This is a genomic window from Vibrio sp. THAF64 (assembly GCF_009363455.1).
GTDB lineage: Bacteria > Pseudomonadota > Gammaproteobacteria > Enterobacterales > Vibrionaceae > Vibrio > Vibrio coralliilyticus.
Genome location: NZ_CP045355.1, coordinates 2,936,141 through 2,953,911, shown reverse-complemented (window position 1 = coordinate 2,953,911; position 17,771 = coordinate 2,936,141). Strand labels below are relative to the sequence as shown.

15 protein-coding genes are annotated in these 17,771 nt (G+C 45.5%); 10 read left to right on the top strand and 5 right to left on the bottom strand.

Annotation, left to right across the window (positions count from 1 at the left end):
* Positions 1-27: 27 nt before the first annotated feature.
* Positions 28-1,314 carry a peptidoglycan DD-metalloendopeptidase family protein gene (locus tag FIU99_RS13700; RefSeq protein WP_006958078.1) on the bottom strand — a complete coding sequence of 429 codons (1,287 nt, stop codon included), beginning with the start codon at positions 1,312-1,314 and terminating at the stop codon, positions 28-30.
* A 128-nt stretch (positions 1,315-1,442) separates the two neighbouring features.
* Here FIU99_RS13700 and tyrS point away from each other — a divergent pair, with 128 nt between their 5' ends.
* Together tyrS and FIU99_RS13690 are read left to right on the top strand one after the other, a co-directional pair.
* Entirely contained in the window at positions 1,443-2,630 is a 1,188-nt protein-coding gene (gene tyrS / locus FIU99_RS13695) for a tyrosine--tRNA ligase (RefSeq protein ID WP_006958077.1), read from the top strand.
* Positions 2,631-3,023: 393 nt separating this feature from the next.
* Complete coding sequence (locus tag FIU99_RS13690; protein ID WP_006958076.1) at positions 3,024-3,869, top strand: magnesium transporter; 846 nt, start codon at positions 3,024-3,026, stop codon at positions 3,867-3,869.
* Here FIU99_RS13690 and dacB read toward each other — a convergent pair.
* Together dacB and FIU99_RS13680 are read right to left on the bottom strand one after the other, a co-directional pair.
* Positions 3,848-5,278, bottom strand: coding sequence for a serine-type D-Ala-D-Ala carboxypeptidase (gene dacB / locus FIU99_RS13685; protein ID WP_006958075.1), 1,431 nt, complete (start codon positions 5,276-5,278; stop codon positions 3,848-3,850). The genes FIU99_RS13690 and dacB overlap by 22 nt on opposite strands.
* A 101-nt stretch (positions 5,279-5,379) precedes the next feature.
* Complete coding sequence (locus FIU99_RS13680) at positions 5,380-6,426, bottom strand: porin (protein WP_006958074.1); 1,047 nt, start codon at positions 6,424-6,426, stop codon at positions 5,380-5,382.
* Between the two features lie 526 nt (positions 6,427-6,952).
* Between FIU99_RS13680 and greA the strand changes: the two genes are divergently transcribed.
* Positions 6,953-7,426 (top strand): transcription elongation factor GreA, encoded by a 474-nt coding sequence (gene greA, locus FIU99_RS13675; RefSeq protein ID WP_006958072.1) that lies wholly within the window; start codon positions 6,953-6,955, stop codon positions 7,424-7,426.
* A gap of 76 nt (positions 7,427-7,502) precedes the next feature.
* Here the strand turns inward: greA and yhbY are convergent, their stop codons facing one another.
* Complete coding sequence (gene yhbY / locus FIU99_RS13670) at positions 7,503-7,799, bottom strand: ribosome assembly RNA-binding protein YhbY (RefSeq protein ID WP_006958071.1); 297 nt, start codon at positions 7,797-7,799, stop codon at positions 7,503-7,505.
* Positions 7,800-7,912: 113 nt separating this feature from the next.
* On the opposite strand from yhbY, the gene rlmE reads away from it, so the two are divergent.
* The 6 genes from rlmE (at position 7,913) to rimI (ending at position 13,778) form a co-directional block, all read left to right on the top strand.
* On the top strand, positions 7,913-8,542 hold the full coding sequence (rlmE, locus tag FIU99_RS13665) for a 23S rRNA (uridine(2552)-2'-O)-methyltransferase RlmE (RefSeq protein WP_006958070.1): 630 nt from the start codon (positions 7,913-7,915) through the stop codon (positions 8,540-8,542).
* A 107-nt stretch (positions 8,543-8,649) separates the two neighbouring features.
* Positions 8,650-10,602, top strand: coding sequence for an ATP-dependent zinc metalloprotease FtsH (ftsH, locus tag FIU99_RS13660; RefSeq protein ID WP_006958069.1), 1,953 nt, complete (start codon positions 8,650-8,652; stop codon positions 10,600-10,602).
* Positions 10,603-10,653: 51 nt separating this feature from the next.
* Positions 10,654-11,484, top strand: coding sequence for a dihydropteroate synthase (folP, locus tag FIU99_RS13655; RefSeq protein ID WP_006958068.1), 831 nt, complete (start codon positions 10,654-10,656; stop codon positions 11,482-11,484).
* A 26-nt stretch (positions 11,485-11,510) separates the two neighbouring features.
* Entirely contained in the window at positions 11,511-12,851 is a 1,341-nt protein-coding gene (glmM, locus tag FIU99_RS13650; protein WP_006958067.1) for a phosphoglucosamine mutase, read from the top strand.
* A gap of 86 nt (positions 12,852-12,937) precedes the next feature.
* A complete protein-coding gene (locus FIU99_RS13645) occupies positions 12,938-13,336 on the top strand; it encodes a DNA polymerase III subunit psi (RefSeq protein WP_006958066.1) in 399 nt (132 codons plus the stop codon).
* Position 13,337: 1 nt separating this feature from the next.
* Positions 13,338-13,778, top strand: a complete 441-nt coding sequence (gene rimI / locus FIU99_RS13640) for a ribosomal protein S18-alanine N-acetyltransferase (RefSeq protein WP_039951269.1) — start codon at positions 13,338-13,340, stop codon at positions 13,776-13,778.
* 1 nt (position 13,779) lies between these two features.
* On the opposite strand, the gene FIU99_RS13635 is transcribed toward rimI, so the two are convergent.
* Positions 13,780-15,831, bottom strand: coding sequence for a bifunctional diguanylate cyclase/phosphodiesterase (locus FIU99_RS13635; protein ID WP_038163411.1), 2,052 nt, complete (start codon positions 15,829-15,831; stop codon positions 13,780-13,782).
* 222 nt (positions 15,832-16,053) lie between these two features.
* Between FIU99_RS13635 and prfC the strand changes: the two genes are divergently transcribed.
* Positions 16,054-17,643: a peptide chain release factor 3 gene (prfC, locus tag FIU99_RS13630; protein WP_006958063.1), complete on the top strand. Its 1,590-nt coding sequence runs from the start codon at positions 16,054-16,056 to the stop codon at positions 17,641-17,643.
* The last annotated feature ends 128 nt before the right edge of the window (positions 17,644-17,771 follow it).

The following is a 17,771-nucleotide window of genomic DNA, read 5'->3' as shown; positions in this document are numbered from 1 at the left end:
CAGTTGCGGGCTTTTTCTTAACACAATTTAGCGAGTCGCGAGCAATTCACCGTAGCGATCGAGTTTTTCGAGCCTTAACTTGGCATTGGCGATAAAGGTAGCCTTATCTTTACCAGTTAATGACTTAGATTGCGGAAGCTTAACGGTTCTTGGGTTCTTGTGAACACCATTGACTAGAAACTCATAATGTAGGTGCGGACCAGTCACTCGTCCTGTTCCGCCCAAAGTACCAATAGTTTGGCCTTGTTTGACACGTTGACCGGTTTTTACCGTTCGCTTGGTTAAGTGCAAGTACTTGGTGATGTAAGTATTGCTGTGTTTGATGAACACGTAATTACCGTTGAACTGGTTGTAGCTGGATTTTTGCACGATACCATCACCAGCGGCCCAAATTGGTGTTCCTACTGGGGCTGCGTAATCTGTTCCTCTGTGTGCACGTACTTTTCCTGTCACTGGGTGGCGACGGCGAGGATTAAAGTTCGAAGAGACACGGCGGAAATCCAGTGGCGAACGCAAGAAGGCTTTCTTCATCGCACGACCATTTTCATCGTAGTAGTTGCCATTCTTGTCATTGATAATCGCTTTGAAGGTATCGCCTTGGTTGGTAAAAATTGCCGCGATAATCTTACCACGTCCAACCACTTCTCCCTCTACCACGCGCTCCTGATACAGGATCTCAAAATGATCGCCTTTACGGATGTCGAGCGCGAAATCTATGTCCCAACCAAAAATACCAGCCAGCTCCATAATCTGATTGGCAGTGAGACCTGCGCCAACCCCCGCGTTCCAGAAATTAGATGTGATGTCTGCTTCTGCGTAGTTGTATTGGTAATGGACTTCTTTTTTATCGAGTTGAGACGTAAAGCCAGTCTCAGAACGAGTAATTAAAAAGGTTTCGTAAGCATTGAGCTGACGTTTTATCTGAACCAGTTGATCATCGGTATCGAAACCGAACTGAAATGAGTCACCAGGGCGGACACGTGTTAGCTGTTGTTTAATTTCTTTGCTGGTCGTGGTCAGATCATAAAGTAGACGGGAGGAGAGACCTGCGCGTTGAAAAAGCAGAGCCATGCTGTCACCAGAACCTATGGTGTGTTTCTCCCAGCGCAGCGACGCCGCCGTGTTTTCTGAGTCTGAAGAGATCAACGCCTCAGCATTGATAGCAATAGGGTAATGTTCACCAACCTCATAAAGCTTCTCATCCGGTCTGAGATCTTGAGGTGATGGCAGAAACAGTGCGATGACAATCAGTGCACTAAATAAGGCGATACAGGCTCGGTGCATCCATGGAAGTCGAGCGAAAATAGACAACATTTATGTTCGTTCTAAAAAATTCAGTAAAAATAGCTAGCTGTTTAGTCTAACTGGTTTCAAAAAGCATCGCTATTCAAGTAAGATGGGAAATTACCAAATTTTTGCCAAATCTGTGGGAGTGAACAAGAATGGCGAGCATTGAAGCTGCACTGGCCGAGATTAAACGCGGCGTTGAAGAGCTAATTCCAGAAGAAGAGCTGATTGAAAAGCTGAAAGAGAATCGTCCTCTACGTATTAAGTTGGGTGCCGATCCAACCGCTCCAGACATTCACCTGGGTCACACGGTTATTTTCAATAAGCTACGCTTGTTCCAAGAGCTTGGCCATGAAGTGACGTTCCTTATCGGTGATTTCACCGCTATGGTCGGTGACCCAACGGGTAAGAACAGTACTCGTCCACCACTGAGCCGTGAAGATGTACTTCGAAATGCTGAAACTTACAAGGAACAGGTGTTTAAGATCCTTGATCCTGCGAAAACTAAGATTCAGTTCAACTCGGAATGGCTATCTGAATTAGGCGCAGAAGGTATGATCCGTCTTGCAGCGAACCAAACCGTTGCTCGCATGCTTGAACGTGATGACTTTAAAAAGCGTTACGCAGGCGGTCAGCCAATCGCTATCCATGAGTTTATGTACCCATTGCTGCAAGGTTGGGACTCTGTCGCGATGGAAACTGACGTTGAGCTAGGTGGTACCGATCAGAAGTTTAACCTACTGATGGGCCGCGAGTTGCAAAAAGCCAATGGTCAGAAGCCACAGGCGGTACTAATGATGCCACTTCTTGTTGGTCTGGACGGCGAGAAGAAAATGTCGAAGTCTGCTAACAACTACATCGGTATCAGTGAAGCGCCAAGTGAAATGTTTGGCAAGATCATGTCAATCTCAGATGATTTGATGTGGAGTTACTACGAGCTGCTGTCGTTCCGTCCTTTGGAAGAAATCGAACAGTTCAAAGCAAGTATTGCTGAAGGTAAGAACCCACGTGACATTAAAGTCTTGCTGGCAAAAGAGATCATTGCTCGCTTCCATAGCGAAGCGGATGCAGATGCTGCAGAGCAAGAGTTCGTTAATCGTTTCGCTAAGAATCAAATTCCAGATGAAATGCCAGAGTTTGAATTTGATGCAGGCCTTCCGGTTAGCAACCTTTTGAAAGAAGCAGGCCTATGTGCGTCGACCTCTGAAGCGATGCGTATGGTCAAGCAAGGTGCTGCGAAGATTGATAGTGAAAAAGTCGCCGATTCTAAGTTTGCGCCACAAGCAGGTAAGTACGTATTCCAAGTTGGTAAACGTAAATTTGCTCGTATTACGATTAAGTAAGCGTCTGCTGAACATCGATAACAAAAAGCGCCTCAATGGCGCTTTTTTAATACGAGAAATTTGGCGAATAATCAGAGATTTTTTCATTAAATTGACTGTAAAAAAGCCTGCGCTTTGTTATCATGCCCGCGCTGCCAAACTGGCAGTTCATTCGGAGATTTTTATGAACAATACCGACCATCCTCCTAGTATGAAGGGAGAAAAATAAACCGCTTCGGTATTGGCGATCTTCGTCTCTGCCTAAGTGGCAGAGTGACTCTTTTCTAAAGTAATCTCAGATTTTTCTCCTTCCTATCTAGTATTCAGTTACAGACTCATACTCAGTATGCGTTCGTTTTGTTGTGCGTGCTGTAGCTGGATGGTCGTTACCTACTGCCAATCGGGAGATTCGCCATGACGGTAATGAGCAATACATACATTGAAAACACCCTAAATTTTTCTTCGGAAGAGATTGGGGCAGCTCGCAATGCATTTCTGCAATACGAGCAACAACATCAGGTTCATCTTTTGACAGTGATGCCTATTGAAGAAGCGGTGGCTATCTTGCACCACTGTTCAGTTGGTTATGTCCAGCAGTTGATTTCTGTGCTGGAAAATGAAGGCCATGACAAACTCGCGCGCCATTACGCGCATCAGTTAGGCCTGATTCATTCAGAGGTGGAAACATCTAACAGTTATCTTAGTACATCAGTATTGGGGCATGTGAAACAGCGCATTGGCTGGATCATTGCCTTGGCGTTGCTGGGTATCGTTTCTGGGCTGATCATTGCCCAGTATGAGGACACCTTGAGTCAGCTAGTATTGTTGGCGGTTTATATGCCCGTCATTGCTGCAGCTGGTGGCAACACTGGGTCTCAAGCTGCGACTTTGGTGATACGAGCCTTAGCGACAGGGGAGCTGAAAAAACGCCAGTGGTTGGCGGTATTCTGGAAAGAAAGTCGTGTTGCACTGTGTTTGGCTTTGGCTATCGCTTTGGTCATCGTTGGCAGAGTCATGTTGTTCAGTGATGGGACATCAACGGGCGGCTTTGATCTGAGCAATATCGCACTGGCGATTGCTGTCGCACTGTTTATTCAGGTGACGATGTCGACAACCTTAGGTGGTTTGCTACCGATACTCGCTCGAGCATTCAAACTGGACCCAGCCGTATTGGTGAGCCCAGTGTTAGCTTCGATTGTCGATATATCCGGTATGTGGATTTATTTCACCGTTGTGAATTATTTCTTAGGTATCGCCTGACTGAACTTTACGATGTCCTGATAGAACAAGGTTTCAAATTGTGTGATAGGAGCGATGGTAGGTTTATCATCGCTCTTTTTCTTTGGCGGCAAATAATCCGCCACGTACTGTACGAACAAGGTGGTAGGCTTCCCTGAGCTATCGAGCCCAAATCCAGCCATATTGTAGCTGCCGTAAAGTGAGCCACTTTTAGCGATGAATGCACCTTTTATCGGTTCTTTACGCATACTTCGGCGATATTTTAGCGTGCCAGATTCACCCGACTTGGGCATCAAATCAATCATCTTCAATGTGCTGTCGTTGAGCCAGATATAGCGCAAGATTTTCGACATCGCCTGGCTGGTAAAACGGTTGTTGCGTGACAAACCGGAACCATCGGCCATTGGAGTGGCTTCTAAGTTTATCCCGGTGTTAGAAAAAATGATCTGCTTAATGGCTTCAGTACCATTGCTGAAGCTACCGGGCTGGATATAAAACTTGGCCCCCAGAGTTTTAGTTAGATTGTCGGCGATCAGGTTATCCGATTTTTTCAGCATGGTCTCAAGTAGCTCTGTGAGTGGTAAGGAGCTGTGAGTGGCTAGAAGGGCCTTGTTGGTTGAATGAGCAGGCTGTCCAATTCGTACCGTTCCTGAGAAAGGCAGATTTAATTGGTTCAACACGCTGTTTAACATTCGTTGAGTGTAAAGCTCAGGATCTTGTACCGCGAATTTGAGTGGCAGTGGTTTGCTGCGCTCGGTTAAACAACCTTGAAGCTGATAATGGTTATCTGGAGAGGAGATAAGTTCTAAATCACACTGAGTACTTTCTTGCTGGTCTTTGCTGACACTTGATGCCTGAGTGGTTACGTAGACAGGGAAGTGCTCCGGTACGTACACGCGTGTGTTGCCATCCTCTTGAGTATAAATAGAAGCTTGGACACAGTTACCATCAAGCGAAATGGCAGTTGCCGGCGCGCTATAGCAAACGCCTAGTATATCCCACGGCCAGCCGACAGCGCGGTCGTATCCAGTAAACGCACTGTTATCTAACCAGATGTCTCCATCAATTCGGCTAAGTCCATTTCTTTTGGCGACGACAAATAGTTGCTTCAAATCCTCAGTTGCCAAAGTCGGGTCGCCAGAAAAATGGATGACAACATCTTTACCGATTTGCTCAAGTTGGGTTTCAAAGCGAAAGTTATCACCGAGCTCGAGCTTTGCAGCCAAGGCAGTGACGAGTTTGAGTGTACTCGCCGGAGGAAAGTACTGATCACTATTGTGAGTATCAAGTAAGGAGTTTTGCTGGTCGAGTGATTCGACAAGTAGGGCAGCTCGACTGCCATCGGGCAGTTGACCCACGGGCGCATAGGCAAAAGCTGATAGAGAAAATAAAGAGATAAAAAACAACAGAAACAGTTTGGAAAGCTGCATAGCAAAGCGCCGTGAGATCTAAAGACAAGAAAGCAGTATAGCCAGTAAAAAAAACGCCCGCTAGAAGCGGGCGTTTAGAGTTCATGACATTAAGTCACAAATTAGAAGTCGTAACGTAGACCTAGAGCTAGCTCGTCTTCTGCATCTGCTTTAGAGATGTAAGATTTGTCGTCGTCTAGCAGGTTAAAGTTGTACGATACGTAGCCACGGAAGTTAGGCTTAAAGTAGTATGTTGCGTCGATAGCGATGTTATCTGCAGCATCTTCTTTAGTTGAACCTGTTTTGTTTTCTAGGTAGTTGTAAGACGTTGTGAATACAGTCTGGCCCATAGTGTAAGCTGCTGCTAGTTCGTAACCTGTCTTATCAGTTGTTGAGCTAGAACCTTTCACTTGGTCTTCGCCGTCAACAAATGTACCAGCGAAGTATAGGTCGTTGATTGCGTAAGAAGCTGCTAGCATGTACTGGTTGCGTTCAACAACATCTGTCGCAGTGAAGCCGTCAACACCTGTTTGGTTTCCATCAGCATAACCCGCGCCTAGCTTAACGCCAGTTTCGCCGATTGCGTAGATTGCAGATAGAGAGTAGCCATCTGCATCGTTGTCTGTGTAACCGTTGTTGCCATCAGCAGAACCATCCGCAAAGCGGTAGCTTGCTTTTACGCCAAGGTCAGCAAATTGGCCTTTGTAAGAGATCATGTTGTCTGAACGGTCAGCAATTGCGATTTTGTATGCTGCAGAGTTACCGTGATAAGCCATGATATCAGTGAAATCAGTGATAACACCTAGCGCACCGTCGTTCTTACCGTAAGTTACTTCACCGAAAGCACCGCCGATACCACCGTATAGGTAACGGTTAGTTAGATCAGATGAGCTGTTGTTGCCATCTGTAGCGCCGCCATTGTCATTAGTAGTGAACTCACCTTCGTAGAAACCCACACCGTATAGGCTGTCAGTGATCTGAGCTGTACCTAGGAAGTTTAGACGTACGCGAGAGTTGTCTTCTGCCTTGCCATCTTTAAGAGCTAGACGTGCTTCCGCGCGACCACCCATTTCGATAGTGTTACCGTCTTGGTTGTAGATTTCCGCCGCGTTTGCGCCAGTTGCCACTGCTGCTGCAGAAACTGCTAGAGCGATCAGAGTTTTGTTCATCTTATAAGTCCTAATTTACTGTCCATAAATAGTTTTTTGAGAAAACGCTCCGCCATGGCTTCGCCTTTCTCTTTCTTCCGTTCTATGGTTTCAAGTGCATAATCAATAAGAAACGTCACACACATTGAGTGTCATAGAGCATTTGGTGAGCATTGTTGTACCGCCAAAGTTCCTCGATGAGTTAGTAAAATGATATAAATTGGACTAATGAACAGTGTTTTATTTAATGTAAAAAATACTCAACTGTTTGTTTTTAAAGGGGGCGTGTTGCGTTTTTATCGTTTGTTTATGTTTCTATTATTTAGATCTTTTTATTCAATGGGTTAACTATAAAAAGACTTGAGAAGGCAATTTAGTTGATTGAACTATCATATATAAGACGCAAAAATATCGAATATTGAATTCAGATGATTTACTCGCTAACTTTGTTTACACTAAAGGAAATTGATTAGTTAACTCACTACCTAATCCACCGGATTGGGTAGTTTTGTTTTGTCCAAAGATAGCTTTGGCAATGAGGTAAACAATGGAAAAAGTCCCAATGACAGTGCGTGGCGAACAAAAGCTGCGTGAAGAATTAGACCGACTACTAAAGCTTCGCCCACAGATTTCTGAAGCTATTGCGGAAGCGCGTGAATTAGGCGATCTGAAAGAAAATGCTGAATATCATGCCGCACGTGAAGAACAGGGTATTTGCGAAGCTCAGATCCGTGATATTGAGTACAAGCTGTCTGTAGCTCAGGTTATTGACGTTACTAAGATGGATAATTCAGGCAAGGTCATCTTTGGTTCAACCGTCACTTTGATTGACTGTGATACTGAAGAAGAGAAAACCTACCAAATCGTCGGTGACGACGAAGCGGACATCAAAGCTGGTCGTATTTCTGTTAGCTCACCAATCGCTCGCGGCTTGGTTGGCAAGATGGAAGGCGATGAAGTGGTGATTTCTACACCAGGTGGCGATCGTGACTTTGAAATTGACAGTGTGGAATACGTTTAATCGTAGATTGGCTGTTTGAGAAACCAAAAAGGTCGCATAGTGCGACCTTTTTTATAGCATTGAAACCGAGGTGTATTTATTTACGTGGCAACTCGATTTTACGCTCTTCAGTCTGACGGTACATAACCAGTGTTTTACCGATCACTTGTACTTTCTCTGCGCCAGTTTCGCGTACGATAGCTTCAATGATCAGGTTTTTCGTTTCGCGATCTTCAGAGGCAACTTTCACTTTAATCAGTTCATGGTGATTAAGAGCGATTTCTATTTCCGCTAGAACAGCCTCAGTTAGTCCATTTGCGCCCATAAGCACAACAGGTTTTAGACTGTGCGCTAGGCCTTTTAGATGCTGCTTTTGTTTGGTGCTTAGGTTCATTACGCGGCCAATTTTCTTTACTATAAGGGTTGAAAAATACCATTTTAACGCCATCTACCCTTGAAGACTATAATTTATTGGGCAAGTTGGTCCCTCTATTAGTTAGGAATCGAATGAGTAAACAAAAACATTCGGCGAGCTCAGGTCGTTGGTTGAAAGAACATTTTGACGACAAGTTCGCCAATGAAGCGCGTAAAAAGGGCTATCGTTCTCGTGCTTACTTCAAGATGGAAGAGATTCAAACCAAAGACAAACTATTGAAACCTGGGATGACTGTCGTCGATTTAGGTGCGGCTCCCGGTGGTTGGTCTCAATATGCTGCTAAGATAGTAGGAGACGAAGGTAAAATCATCGCGTGTGATTTACTTCCGATGGATCCTATTGCTGGCGTGAGCTTTCTACAAGGTGACTTCCGTGAAGACGCTGTACTAGAAGCTTTGCTGGATCGAATTCAACCTTCTATGGTGAATGTGGTGATGTCTGATATGGCGCCTAATATAGCAGGCAACAATTCGGTCGATCAGCCACGTGCAATGTATTTGGTTGAATTAGCTTTAGATATGTGTCGACAAGTTCTTGCGCCCAATGGTAGTTTTGTTGTGAAAGTATTTCAGGGCGAAGGCTTCGATCAATACGTAAAAGACGTTCGTGACATGTTCAAAGTCGTGAAAATCCGTAAACCTGACTCTTCAAGGGCTCGTTCCCGAGAAGTTTTTATTGTAGCCACTGGTTACAAAGGTTAACTATTTGCTCAATCGAGCAGCAGTTAACACTGTAGCTACAGTCAAAAAACTGTAGTACCCTACCTTTAATTACAATTAGTTATCGCGAGGCTGACACCTTGAGTGACATGGCAAAAAATTTAATTCTGTGGCTTGTAATCGCTGTAGTCTTGATGTCGGTTTTCCAGAGCTTCGGCCCTGGAGAAAGTAACGGCAGAGCGGTTGATTACACCACGTTTGTACAGGAAGTTGGCCAAGGCCAGATTCAGGAAGCAACATTTAAGGGCGAGGAAATTACTTTCACTCGTCGTGGCGGTGGCTCGCGTTATGTTACTTACATGCCGGTCTATGACCAGAAATTACTGGATGACATGATCAACCAGAATGTGAAAGTGCAAGGTACTCCGCCAGAAGAGCAGAGCTTACTAGGTACTATCTTCATTTCTTGGTTCCCAATGATCTTACTGATTGGTGTATGGATTTTCTTCATGCGTCAAATGCAAGGCGGCGGCGGTAAAGGCGCTATGTCTTTCGGTAAGAGCAAAGCTCGTATGATGAGCGAAGAACAAATCAAAACCACATTCGGTGATGTTGCTGGGTGTGATGAAGCAAAAGAAGACGTAAAAGAACTGGTTGATTACCTGCGTGATCCAAGCCGCTTCCAGAAACTGGGCGGTAAAATCCCGACTGGTGTTCTGATGGTTGGTCCTCCTGGTACTGGTAAAACACTGCTTGCTAAAGCGATAGCTGGTGAAGCGAAGGTACCCTTCTTTACTATTTCAGGTTCTGACTTCGTTGAAATGTTCGTTGGTGTGGGGGCATCTCGTGTCCGTGACATGTTCGAGCAAGCAAAGAAAGCCGCACCATGTATTATCTTTATCGATGAAATTGATGCAGTAGGTCGTCAACGTGGTGCAGGTGTAGGTGGTGGTCACGATGAGCGTGAGCAAACACTGAACCAAATGCTCGTTGAGATGGATGGCTTCGAAGGTAACGAAGGCATCATCGTGATTGCGGCAACTAACCGCCCAGACGTTCTTGATCCAGCGCTACTTCGTCCTGGTCGTTTTGACCGTCAGGTTGTGGTTGGTCTACCAGACGTTCGTGGTCGTGAGCAGATTCTTAAAGTTCATATGCGTAAAGTGCCACTAGCCGGTGATGTAGAACCATCTCTAATTGCTCGTGGTACACCAGGCTTCTCTGGTGCTGACCTAGCTAACCTAGTAAACGAGGCGGCATTGTTTGCTGCACGTGGTAACAAGCGCAACGTTTCTATGGTTGAGTTTGAATTGGCCAAAGACAAGATCATGATGGGTGCAGAGCGTCGTTCTATGGTGATGTCTGAAGAGACTAAAGAGTCAACGGCTTACCATGAAGCGGGTCACGCGATTGTTGGTCGTCTGGTTCCTGAGCATGATCCGGTTTACAAAGTTTCTATCATTCCACGCGGTCGTGCGTTGGGTGTGACGATGTACTTGCCAGAGCAAGACCGTGTGAGCATGTCGCGTCAGCATCTCGAGTCTATGGTCTCGAGCCTGTACGGCGGCCGTCTTGCTGAAGAGCTTATCTACGGCGCAGACAAAGTATCAACTGGTGCATCTAACGATATTGAGCGAGCAACTGATATTGCGCGTAAGATGGTGACTCAATGGGGCTTCTCAGAGAAACTAGGGCCACTTCTTTATGCAGAAGAAGAAGGTGAAGTATTCTTGGGCCGTAGCGTAACTCAGACTAAACACATGTCTGACGATACCGCCAAGCTGATTGATGACGAAGTACGTAAGATCATTGACCGCAACTACGCGCGTGCAAAACAGATCCTTGAAGATAACATGGATATCATGCACGCAATGAAAGATGCGTTGATGAAGTATGAGACCATCGATGCAGGTCAAATTGATGACCTGATGGATCGCAAGTCGGATATTCGTGAGCCAGCGGGTTGGGGTGATAACTCCGACAGCAAGCCGGAAGCTAAGGCAGAGCAACCAGAAGCGAAAGCTGAGCCTGTGAAAGAAGAATCCGCTTCTTCTTCTGAGTCTACAGAAGAGCAGACGACAGAAAAGAAAGATTCTGAATAACGTAAACCAATAAAATAAACCCCGAGGAAACTCGGGGTTTTTGTATTTTTTATGATTATTACAGCAAATAATAAATCCCTCGACTTATCAACGCCTCAAGTTATGGGTATTCTCAACGTCACGCCTGACTCGTTCTCTGATGGTGGAAAATACAATTCACTAGAGAATGCGATGATTCAGGCAGAAAAGATGATTAACGCAGGCGTTAGTATTATCGACATCGGCGGCGAGTCGACTCGCCCTGGTGCACCTGATGTGGCTTTGGAAGAAGAACTTAGTCGGGTGATCCCGGTGATCAAAGCCATTCGTGAACGCTTTGACGTATGGATTTCAATTGATACCAGCAAAGCAGAAGTCATGCGTCAGGCTGTTAAAGCAGGGGCGGACATTATTAATGATGTTCGGGCACTGCAAGAGCCAGGTGCGCTTGAGGTTGCTGCAGAATCGGGGTTACCGGTGTGTCTGATGCACATGCAAGGACAGCCAAGAACCATGCAGGCAAATCCTCATTACGACGATTTACTTAAAGAAGTTGGTGAATTCCTGCAAGAAAGAGTACAAGCATGTGAAGCCAAAGGGATGAAAAAAAGTCAATTGATCCTTGATCCGGGTTTTGGTTTTGGAAAAACGCTTGAACACAACTATCACATGTTGGCTCACCTTGAGCAATTTCATCAATTTGGCTTACCGCTTCTGGCTGGTATGTCTCGTAAATCGATGTTGTTTAAGTTGCTGGATAAAGCGCCTGCCGAGTGTGTTGCTGCCAGTGTCAGCTGCGCGACAATTGCTGCAATGAAAGGTGCTCAGATCATCCGAGTTCATGACTTTGAACAAACGCTTGATGCTGTAAAGATTGTCTCTATGGTGCAAAGTAACCACTGAGAAATAGATTATAAAAAGGAATAATTATGTCTGATAAAAGACGTTATTTTGGTACCGACGGTGTACGAGGAAAAGTGGGTCAATACCCAATTACACCTGATTTTGTACTTAAGCTTGGTTGGGCAGCAGGACGTGTTCTGGCAAAGCAGGGCACCAAAAAAGTAATTATCGGTAAAGATACCCGTATTTCTGGCTACATGCTGGAATCTGCACTTGAGGCAGGCCTTGCTGCCGCAGGCTTGAAAGCTACCTTTACTGGTCCAATGCCAACGCCAGCAGTGGCTTATCTGACCCAAACATTCCGCGCAGAAGCTGGTATCGTAATTTCGGCGTCTCATAACCCTTACTACGACAACGGCATTAAATTCTTTTCTTCGGAAGGTACTAAACTTCCTGACGATATCGAGCTAGCGATCGAAGCGGAACTTGATAAAGACATTGAATGTGTCGAGTCTTCATTGTTGGGTAAAGCCAGTCGTCTTGATGATGCTGCTGGTCGTTACATTGAGTTTTGTAAAAGCACATACCCTTCTGAGTTGAGCCTTGCTGGAATGAAAATTGTGGTCGACTGTGCGCATGGTGCGACTTACCACATTGCTCCAGCTGTCTTTAGCGAGCTAGGCGCGGATGTCATTGCTATGGGTATTGAACCTAATGGCACGAATATTAACCATGAAGTAGGTGCAACGGACGTTAAAGTGCTACAACAACGAGTAGTGGAAGAGCAAGCTCATCTTGGTCTGGCATTCGATGGTGATGGTGACCGCATCATTATGGTTGATCACCTTGGTAATAAAGTCGATGGCGATCAGATTGCTTACATCATCGCTCGTGATGCCTTGCGTCGCGGTGAACTGAAAGGTGGTGTTGTTGGAACTCTGATGACGAACCTAGGTATGGAAAATGGCCTCAAACAATTAGGTATTCCATTTGTTCGTGCAGCGGTAGGTGATCGTTATGTGATGGAGCAGCTGCTTGAAAAAGGCTGGAAGATCGGTGCGGAAAATTCAGGCCATGTGATCTTACTTGATAAGGTGACTACCGGAGATGCCATTGTGGCAGCGCTGCAAGTACTGGCTTCAGTGGTTGGCAGTGACATGTCCCTGAATGAACTTTCTCAAGGTATGACGTTATACCCTCAAGTTCTTGAGAATGTCCGTTTTTCTGGTGATTCTAATCCACTAGAAGCTGAAGCGGTAAAAGCCTCTGTTGTTGCGGTTGAAGCTGAACTTGGTGATAAAGGTCGAGTGCTGTTACGTAAATCAGGCACTGAACCGCTTATCCGTGTCATGGTGGAAGGTGAAGACGCTGAGCTAGTAAAATCATCAGCATTAAAAATTGCAGACGCAGTGAAAGCTAGCTTCTAAGGCTTTTCATTTCGTTTAGTCATATAATAGCTGTGCCTGCTTGTGATAGCATGGCACCGTTTTTTTCTTCTAGCAATTTGCCAATTATGTCGACTCGAGAGCTTACATACTTACACGAAATGGGGATTCAAGCCTATGAGCTGACTCACCCAGAGAGATTGCAAGGCTACCGTGCTGAAGGTATTCGTTTGCCTGATGACTGCAAAATGCTCTTGGTTTCGCCTCAAAAGCCGGTAGGTGTGACTGCGACTTTGTTTGTGAACATCTTAAAAACGATCAATTTGACGTTAGATCAAACTCGCTATTTAGCCCCTGAACATCTGGTTTTACTCAGTGCTACTAAGGTTGACTGGATCTGGTTCGCAGGCAGTGAAGTACAGATGGATCTTGGTATCAAAACGCTTCAATCTCCAAGCCTAAGTGAAATTGATGGCAACCAGCAACTCAAACGAGCGCTTTGGCAGCAAATCCAAGCTTTAAAATAGTATGACATTACTTCCTCTAATAAATGCTCACCTAGATTCGGTATATTCAATAGAAACTCAGGCTCATACCCACCCCTGGTCAGAAACGATGATTCGCGACGTGACAAGCAGAGGGGCGTGTCATCATGTGTTGATGGATGGCGATAAGGTGGTTGGTTACTTTTATGCTCAGAATATAATGGGTGAGGTGACTCTTCTGAACATCGCCGTTGATCCTGCCCAGCAAGGCAAAGGATATGGCAAACAACTTATTGAGTCATTTTTGACTATATGCGAGCAAGTAAAAGCGGAAAGCGCGTGGTTAGAAGTGAGGGAAAGTAATACTCGCGCGGCTAACTTGTATGAGGCGGCAGGCTTTAATGAGGTTGATCGCCGCGTTAACTACTACCCAACGGCGACTGGAAAAGAAGATGCCATTATTATGAGCTACATATTCTTCTAGATTATTTCTGTACCGCTTTGATGGTAGGAGACCCTTCTACCGGATAGAAATTCGCTTCAAAACGTGAAATCAATTCGGAAGCAGGCAAAGGTTTGTCGAACAGATAGCCTTGGAACTGATCACAACCGAGTTGTTTGAGCGTATTCAATTCGTTGGCATCTTCCACACCCTCCGCGATTACTTCCAGATTGAGCCGTTGTGCGGTCATGATAATAGTATCGACGATCGCTTGGTCACTCTCATCCAAATGAAGTTGGGTGACAAATGAGCGGTCAATTTTAAGCACATCGACTGCCAGGTGTTTTAGATACCTAAGTGAAGAGTACCCAGTACCAAAGTCATCGATCGATATTTTGAGGTTGTGCTGCTTAAGCTCACTCATTCTCTGAATTGCACTTTCTACGTTTTCTAAAAGTAAATTCTCAGTGATCTCCAGTTCAATGTGTTCTCCATCAATGTCTGCCTGAGCGAGGACATCATGAATGTGTTCAACGAAGCTGTTCTGCGAGAATTGCAGCGGGCTGATGTTGATGGCCAAACGGCGGAAGGTATCAGGAAGCACGCCTTGTTTGCGCCAGCGTGAATATTGGTAGCAGGCCTGTTCGATGATCCAGTTACCAATTTGTAAGATCTGTCCGGTTTCTTCAGCAATTGGCATAAACACGCCGGGAGGCAAAACGCCTTTCTCTGGATGGTTCCAGCGGATCAACGCTTCAACGCCAACGATTTGTTGTGCGCCATTAACCTGAGGCTGGTAATAGAGCTCCAATTGACCTTTATTGAGTGCTTCATGTAAGCCTTTCTCTATTTCTAGGAAAGACTCAACCTGCGCCTGCATTTCAGGTTCATAAAACATGTATTTGTTTCTGCCTGCCACCTTGGCGCGATACAACGCCGTATCCGCCTGACGCAGTACATCAATGTTGGTGCTGTTCACGGATGGGAATATCGAGATACCAACACTGGTTGTGCAGTACAGTAAGTGATCATCAATGGAGTAAGGGTTAGAAATCAAAGCAAGAAGCTGCTGAGCGGTCTCATGAGCTTTATCCGCAGAGATCGAAGGCATCAAGATGGCAAACTCATCGCCGCCGATGCGAGCGGCTGTGTAGTCATCAATGAGCCACGCCTCAATGCGTTTAGAAATCGCTTTTATCAGGTGGTCGCCAATCGTGTGACCCAACGAATCGTTAATCGTTTTGAAACGGTCTAAATCGAGGTAGAAAAGCACACCAGATGTATTGGTCTTGTTGGCATTATCGATCGCTTCTTCGAGCATTTGCAGCAGTAAACTACGGTTGGCTAAGCCTGTGAGCGAATCGTAATAAGCCAATTGATTCAGTTTTGCTTCTGCCGCTTCTCTGTCTTTCCATAAATTATGGAATGTTTTCGCCAAGTGTCCGAGTTCATCATCTCGATACAGATTCGGCATTGGAACTTCGGCTTTTTTATCTTGCAGTGAACGAACCCAGTCGATCAACGTCACCAGTGGCTTCGAGAGCTTCTGGTAGAAGAACAACAATAAGATCGTCGTCAGCAAGATATTCCGGAACAGATCAAACAGCAGTATCTGACTGGTCTTGGCGATAAAGTCCTTGGCGATATTGGCGCCATTGACCGAGAAACTCAGTGTCCCGACGACAACATGCGAATTGGGTTGATGTAATTCGGTTTTATAGACAGGAGTGGTTGGAGTCAGGTAGCGCGACAGAGCCTCCGTAAACGAACTTTCAAGCGACACACCTCTCTCCCGTTCGGTTAGGGTGTCTCCAAAGTCATCAACGATCGAAACCTGATAGATAGCCCCATCCATCATCAGGCTCGATGCGACCTGCTCAGCGAGTAGCTGATTCAGGTGATAGGCTGCCTGACTGGCATTGGAATAATTTTGTAGCAACTTAAATTGGTAGTGTTCTTCAATCCGCTTTTGCTCCTGATGAAGATCCACCAAAATTTGATACAAGCTGAAAATTATTCCTAGTATCACGGATACTAAAAAAACGGTTTTCGCTTGTCGGAATGCTAATGAATTTATTTTCTTGCTCGCAGGCATAATTTTATATGGTTCCTTCTACTCCTTTAGTTATAGCCCAAATTTATTGATATTTTAATTTGTATCTTGTTTGGATGTGAATTGTTGAGGTTTTATTTGCCTTTGTTGCTCCAAAGAGCAATATAAGGGAGAATACCGCGCAAAACCGAATCAATCTGCCAGCTTATATGTCATGACCAATTTTGGCTACAATCTGGCGTTCATACCGAAGAAGATCCTTTGATGTCAAATACAGCATTTATGGGCGAAGTTTCTAAGCGCAGAACGTTCGCTATCATCTCGCACCCGGATGCGGGTAAGACCACCATTACTGAAAAAGTATTACTTTTTGGACGCGCTATTCAAACCGCAGGTACAGTAAAAGGTCGTGGCTCTGCGCAGCACGCAAAATCTGACTGGATGGAAATGGAAAAAGAGCGTGGTATCTCGGTAACGACCTCGGTGATGCAGTTTCCATACAACGAGTGCCTAGTTAACCTGTTGGATACACCAGGACACGAAGACTTCTCGGAAGATACTTATCGTACCCTAACCGCGGTTGACTCTTGCCTTATGGTCATTGATGCCGCGAAAGGTGTTGAGGATCGTACACGTAAGCTGATGGAAGTTACCCGTCTGCGTGATACGCCAATTGTCACTTTCATGAACAAACTTGACCGTGATATCCGTGATCCAATGGAGCTATTGGACGAGGTTGAAAGTGAGCTAAACATTTCGTGCGCGCCGATTACTTGGCCTATCGGTTGTGGTAAAGAGTTTAAAGGTGTGTACCACATCCATCGCGATGAAACGATTCTTTACTCGACAGGTCAAGGCCACACCATTCAGGATAAGCTGGTAGTTAAGGGGCTAGATAACCCTGAGCTTGATGAGGCTGTTGGCGCTGAGCTAGCGGAGCAGCTACGCGAAGAGTTAGAGCTTGTGATTGGTGCATGCCCTGAGTTTGATCAGGAGTTGTTCCTTGCTGGTGAACTGACGCCAGTATACTTTGGTACCGCACTGGGTAACTTTGGTGTTGACCATATGCTGGATGGTTTAACGGAATGGGCGCCTGCGCCAATGCCGCGTCAAGCGAATGAGCGTGAAGTGGAAGCGAACGAAGAGAAATTCTCTGGCTTCGTATTTAAGATTCAGGCCAACATGGATCCAAAACACCGTGACCGTATTGCTTTCATGCGTATTGTATCTGGTACCTACACACAGGGTATGAAGATGAACCACGTGCGCCTTGGTAAGCAGATCAATATCTCTGATGCGGTAACCTTTATGGCTGGTGACCGCTCTCGTGCTGAAAATGCCTACGCGGGCGATATTATTGGCTTGCACAACCACGGTACCATCCAGATTGGTGACACCTTTACTCAAGGTGAAGCGCTGAAATTCGCAGGTATTCCAAACTTTGCGCCTGAGCTATTCCGTCGTATCCGTCTCAGAGATCCATTGAAGCAAAAGCAGTTGCTTAAAGGTCTGGTGCAGCTGTCTGAGGAAGGGGCTGTACAGGTATTCCGTCCACTACAAAACAATGACCTGATTGTTGGTGCGGTCGGTGTGCTTCAGTTTGACGTCGTTGTTGCGCGTTTAAAAGCTGAGTACAACGTGGAAGCGATTTATGAGAGCGTTAACGTTGCAACCGCACGTTGGGTTGAGTGTGAAGATGGTAAGAAACTGGATGAGTTCCAGCGTAAGAACCAAACCAACCTCGCCCTAGATGGTGGTGATAACCTGACGTACATTGCGCCAACTATGGTGAACTTAAATTTGGCGAAAGAGCGTTTCCCAGATGTTGAGTTCCGAGCGACTCGCGAACACTAATTTTCGTCGTCTTGTTCTAACGCCAAAGGACTTCACAGCTCTGATTACTCAATACCGCCTTTATCTAAGGCGGTATTTTTGCTTTTAGCAATGAAGATGCTCTTTTAGCCGATTGAAACTAAAAAGGG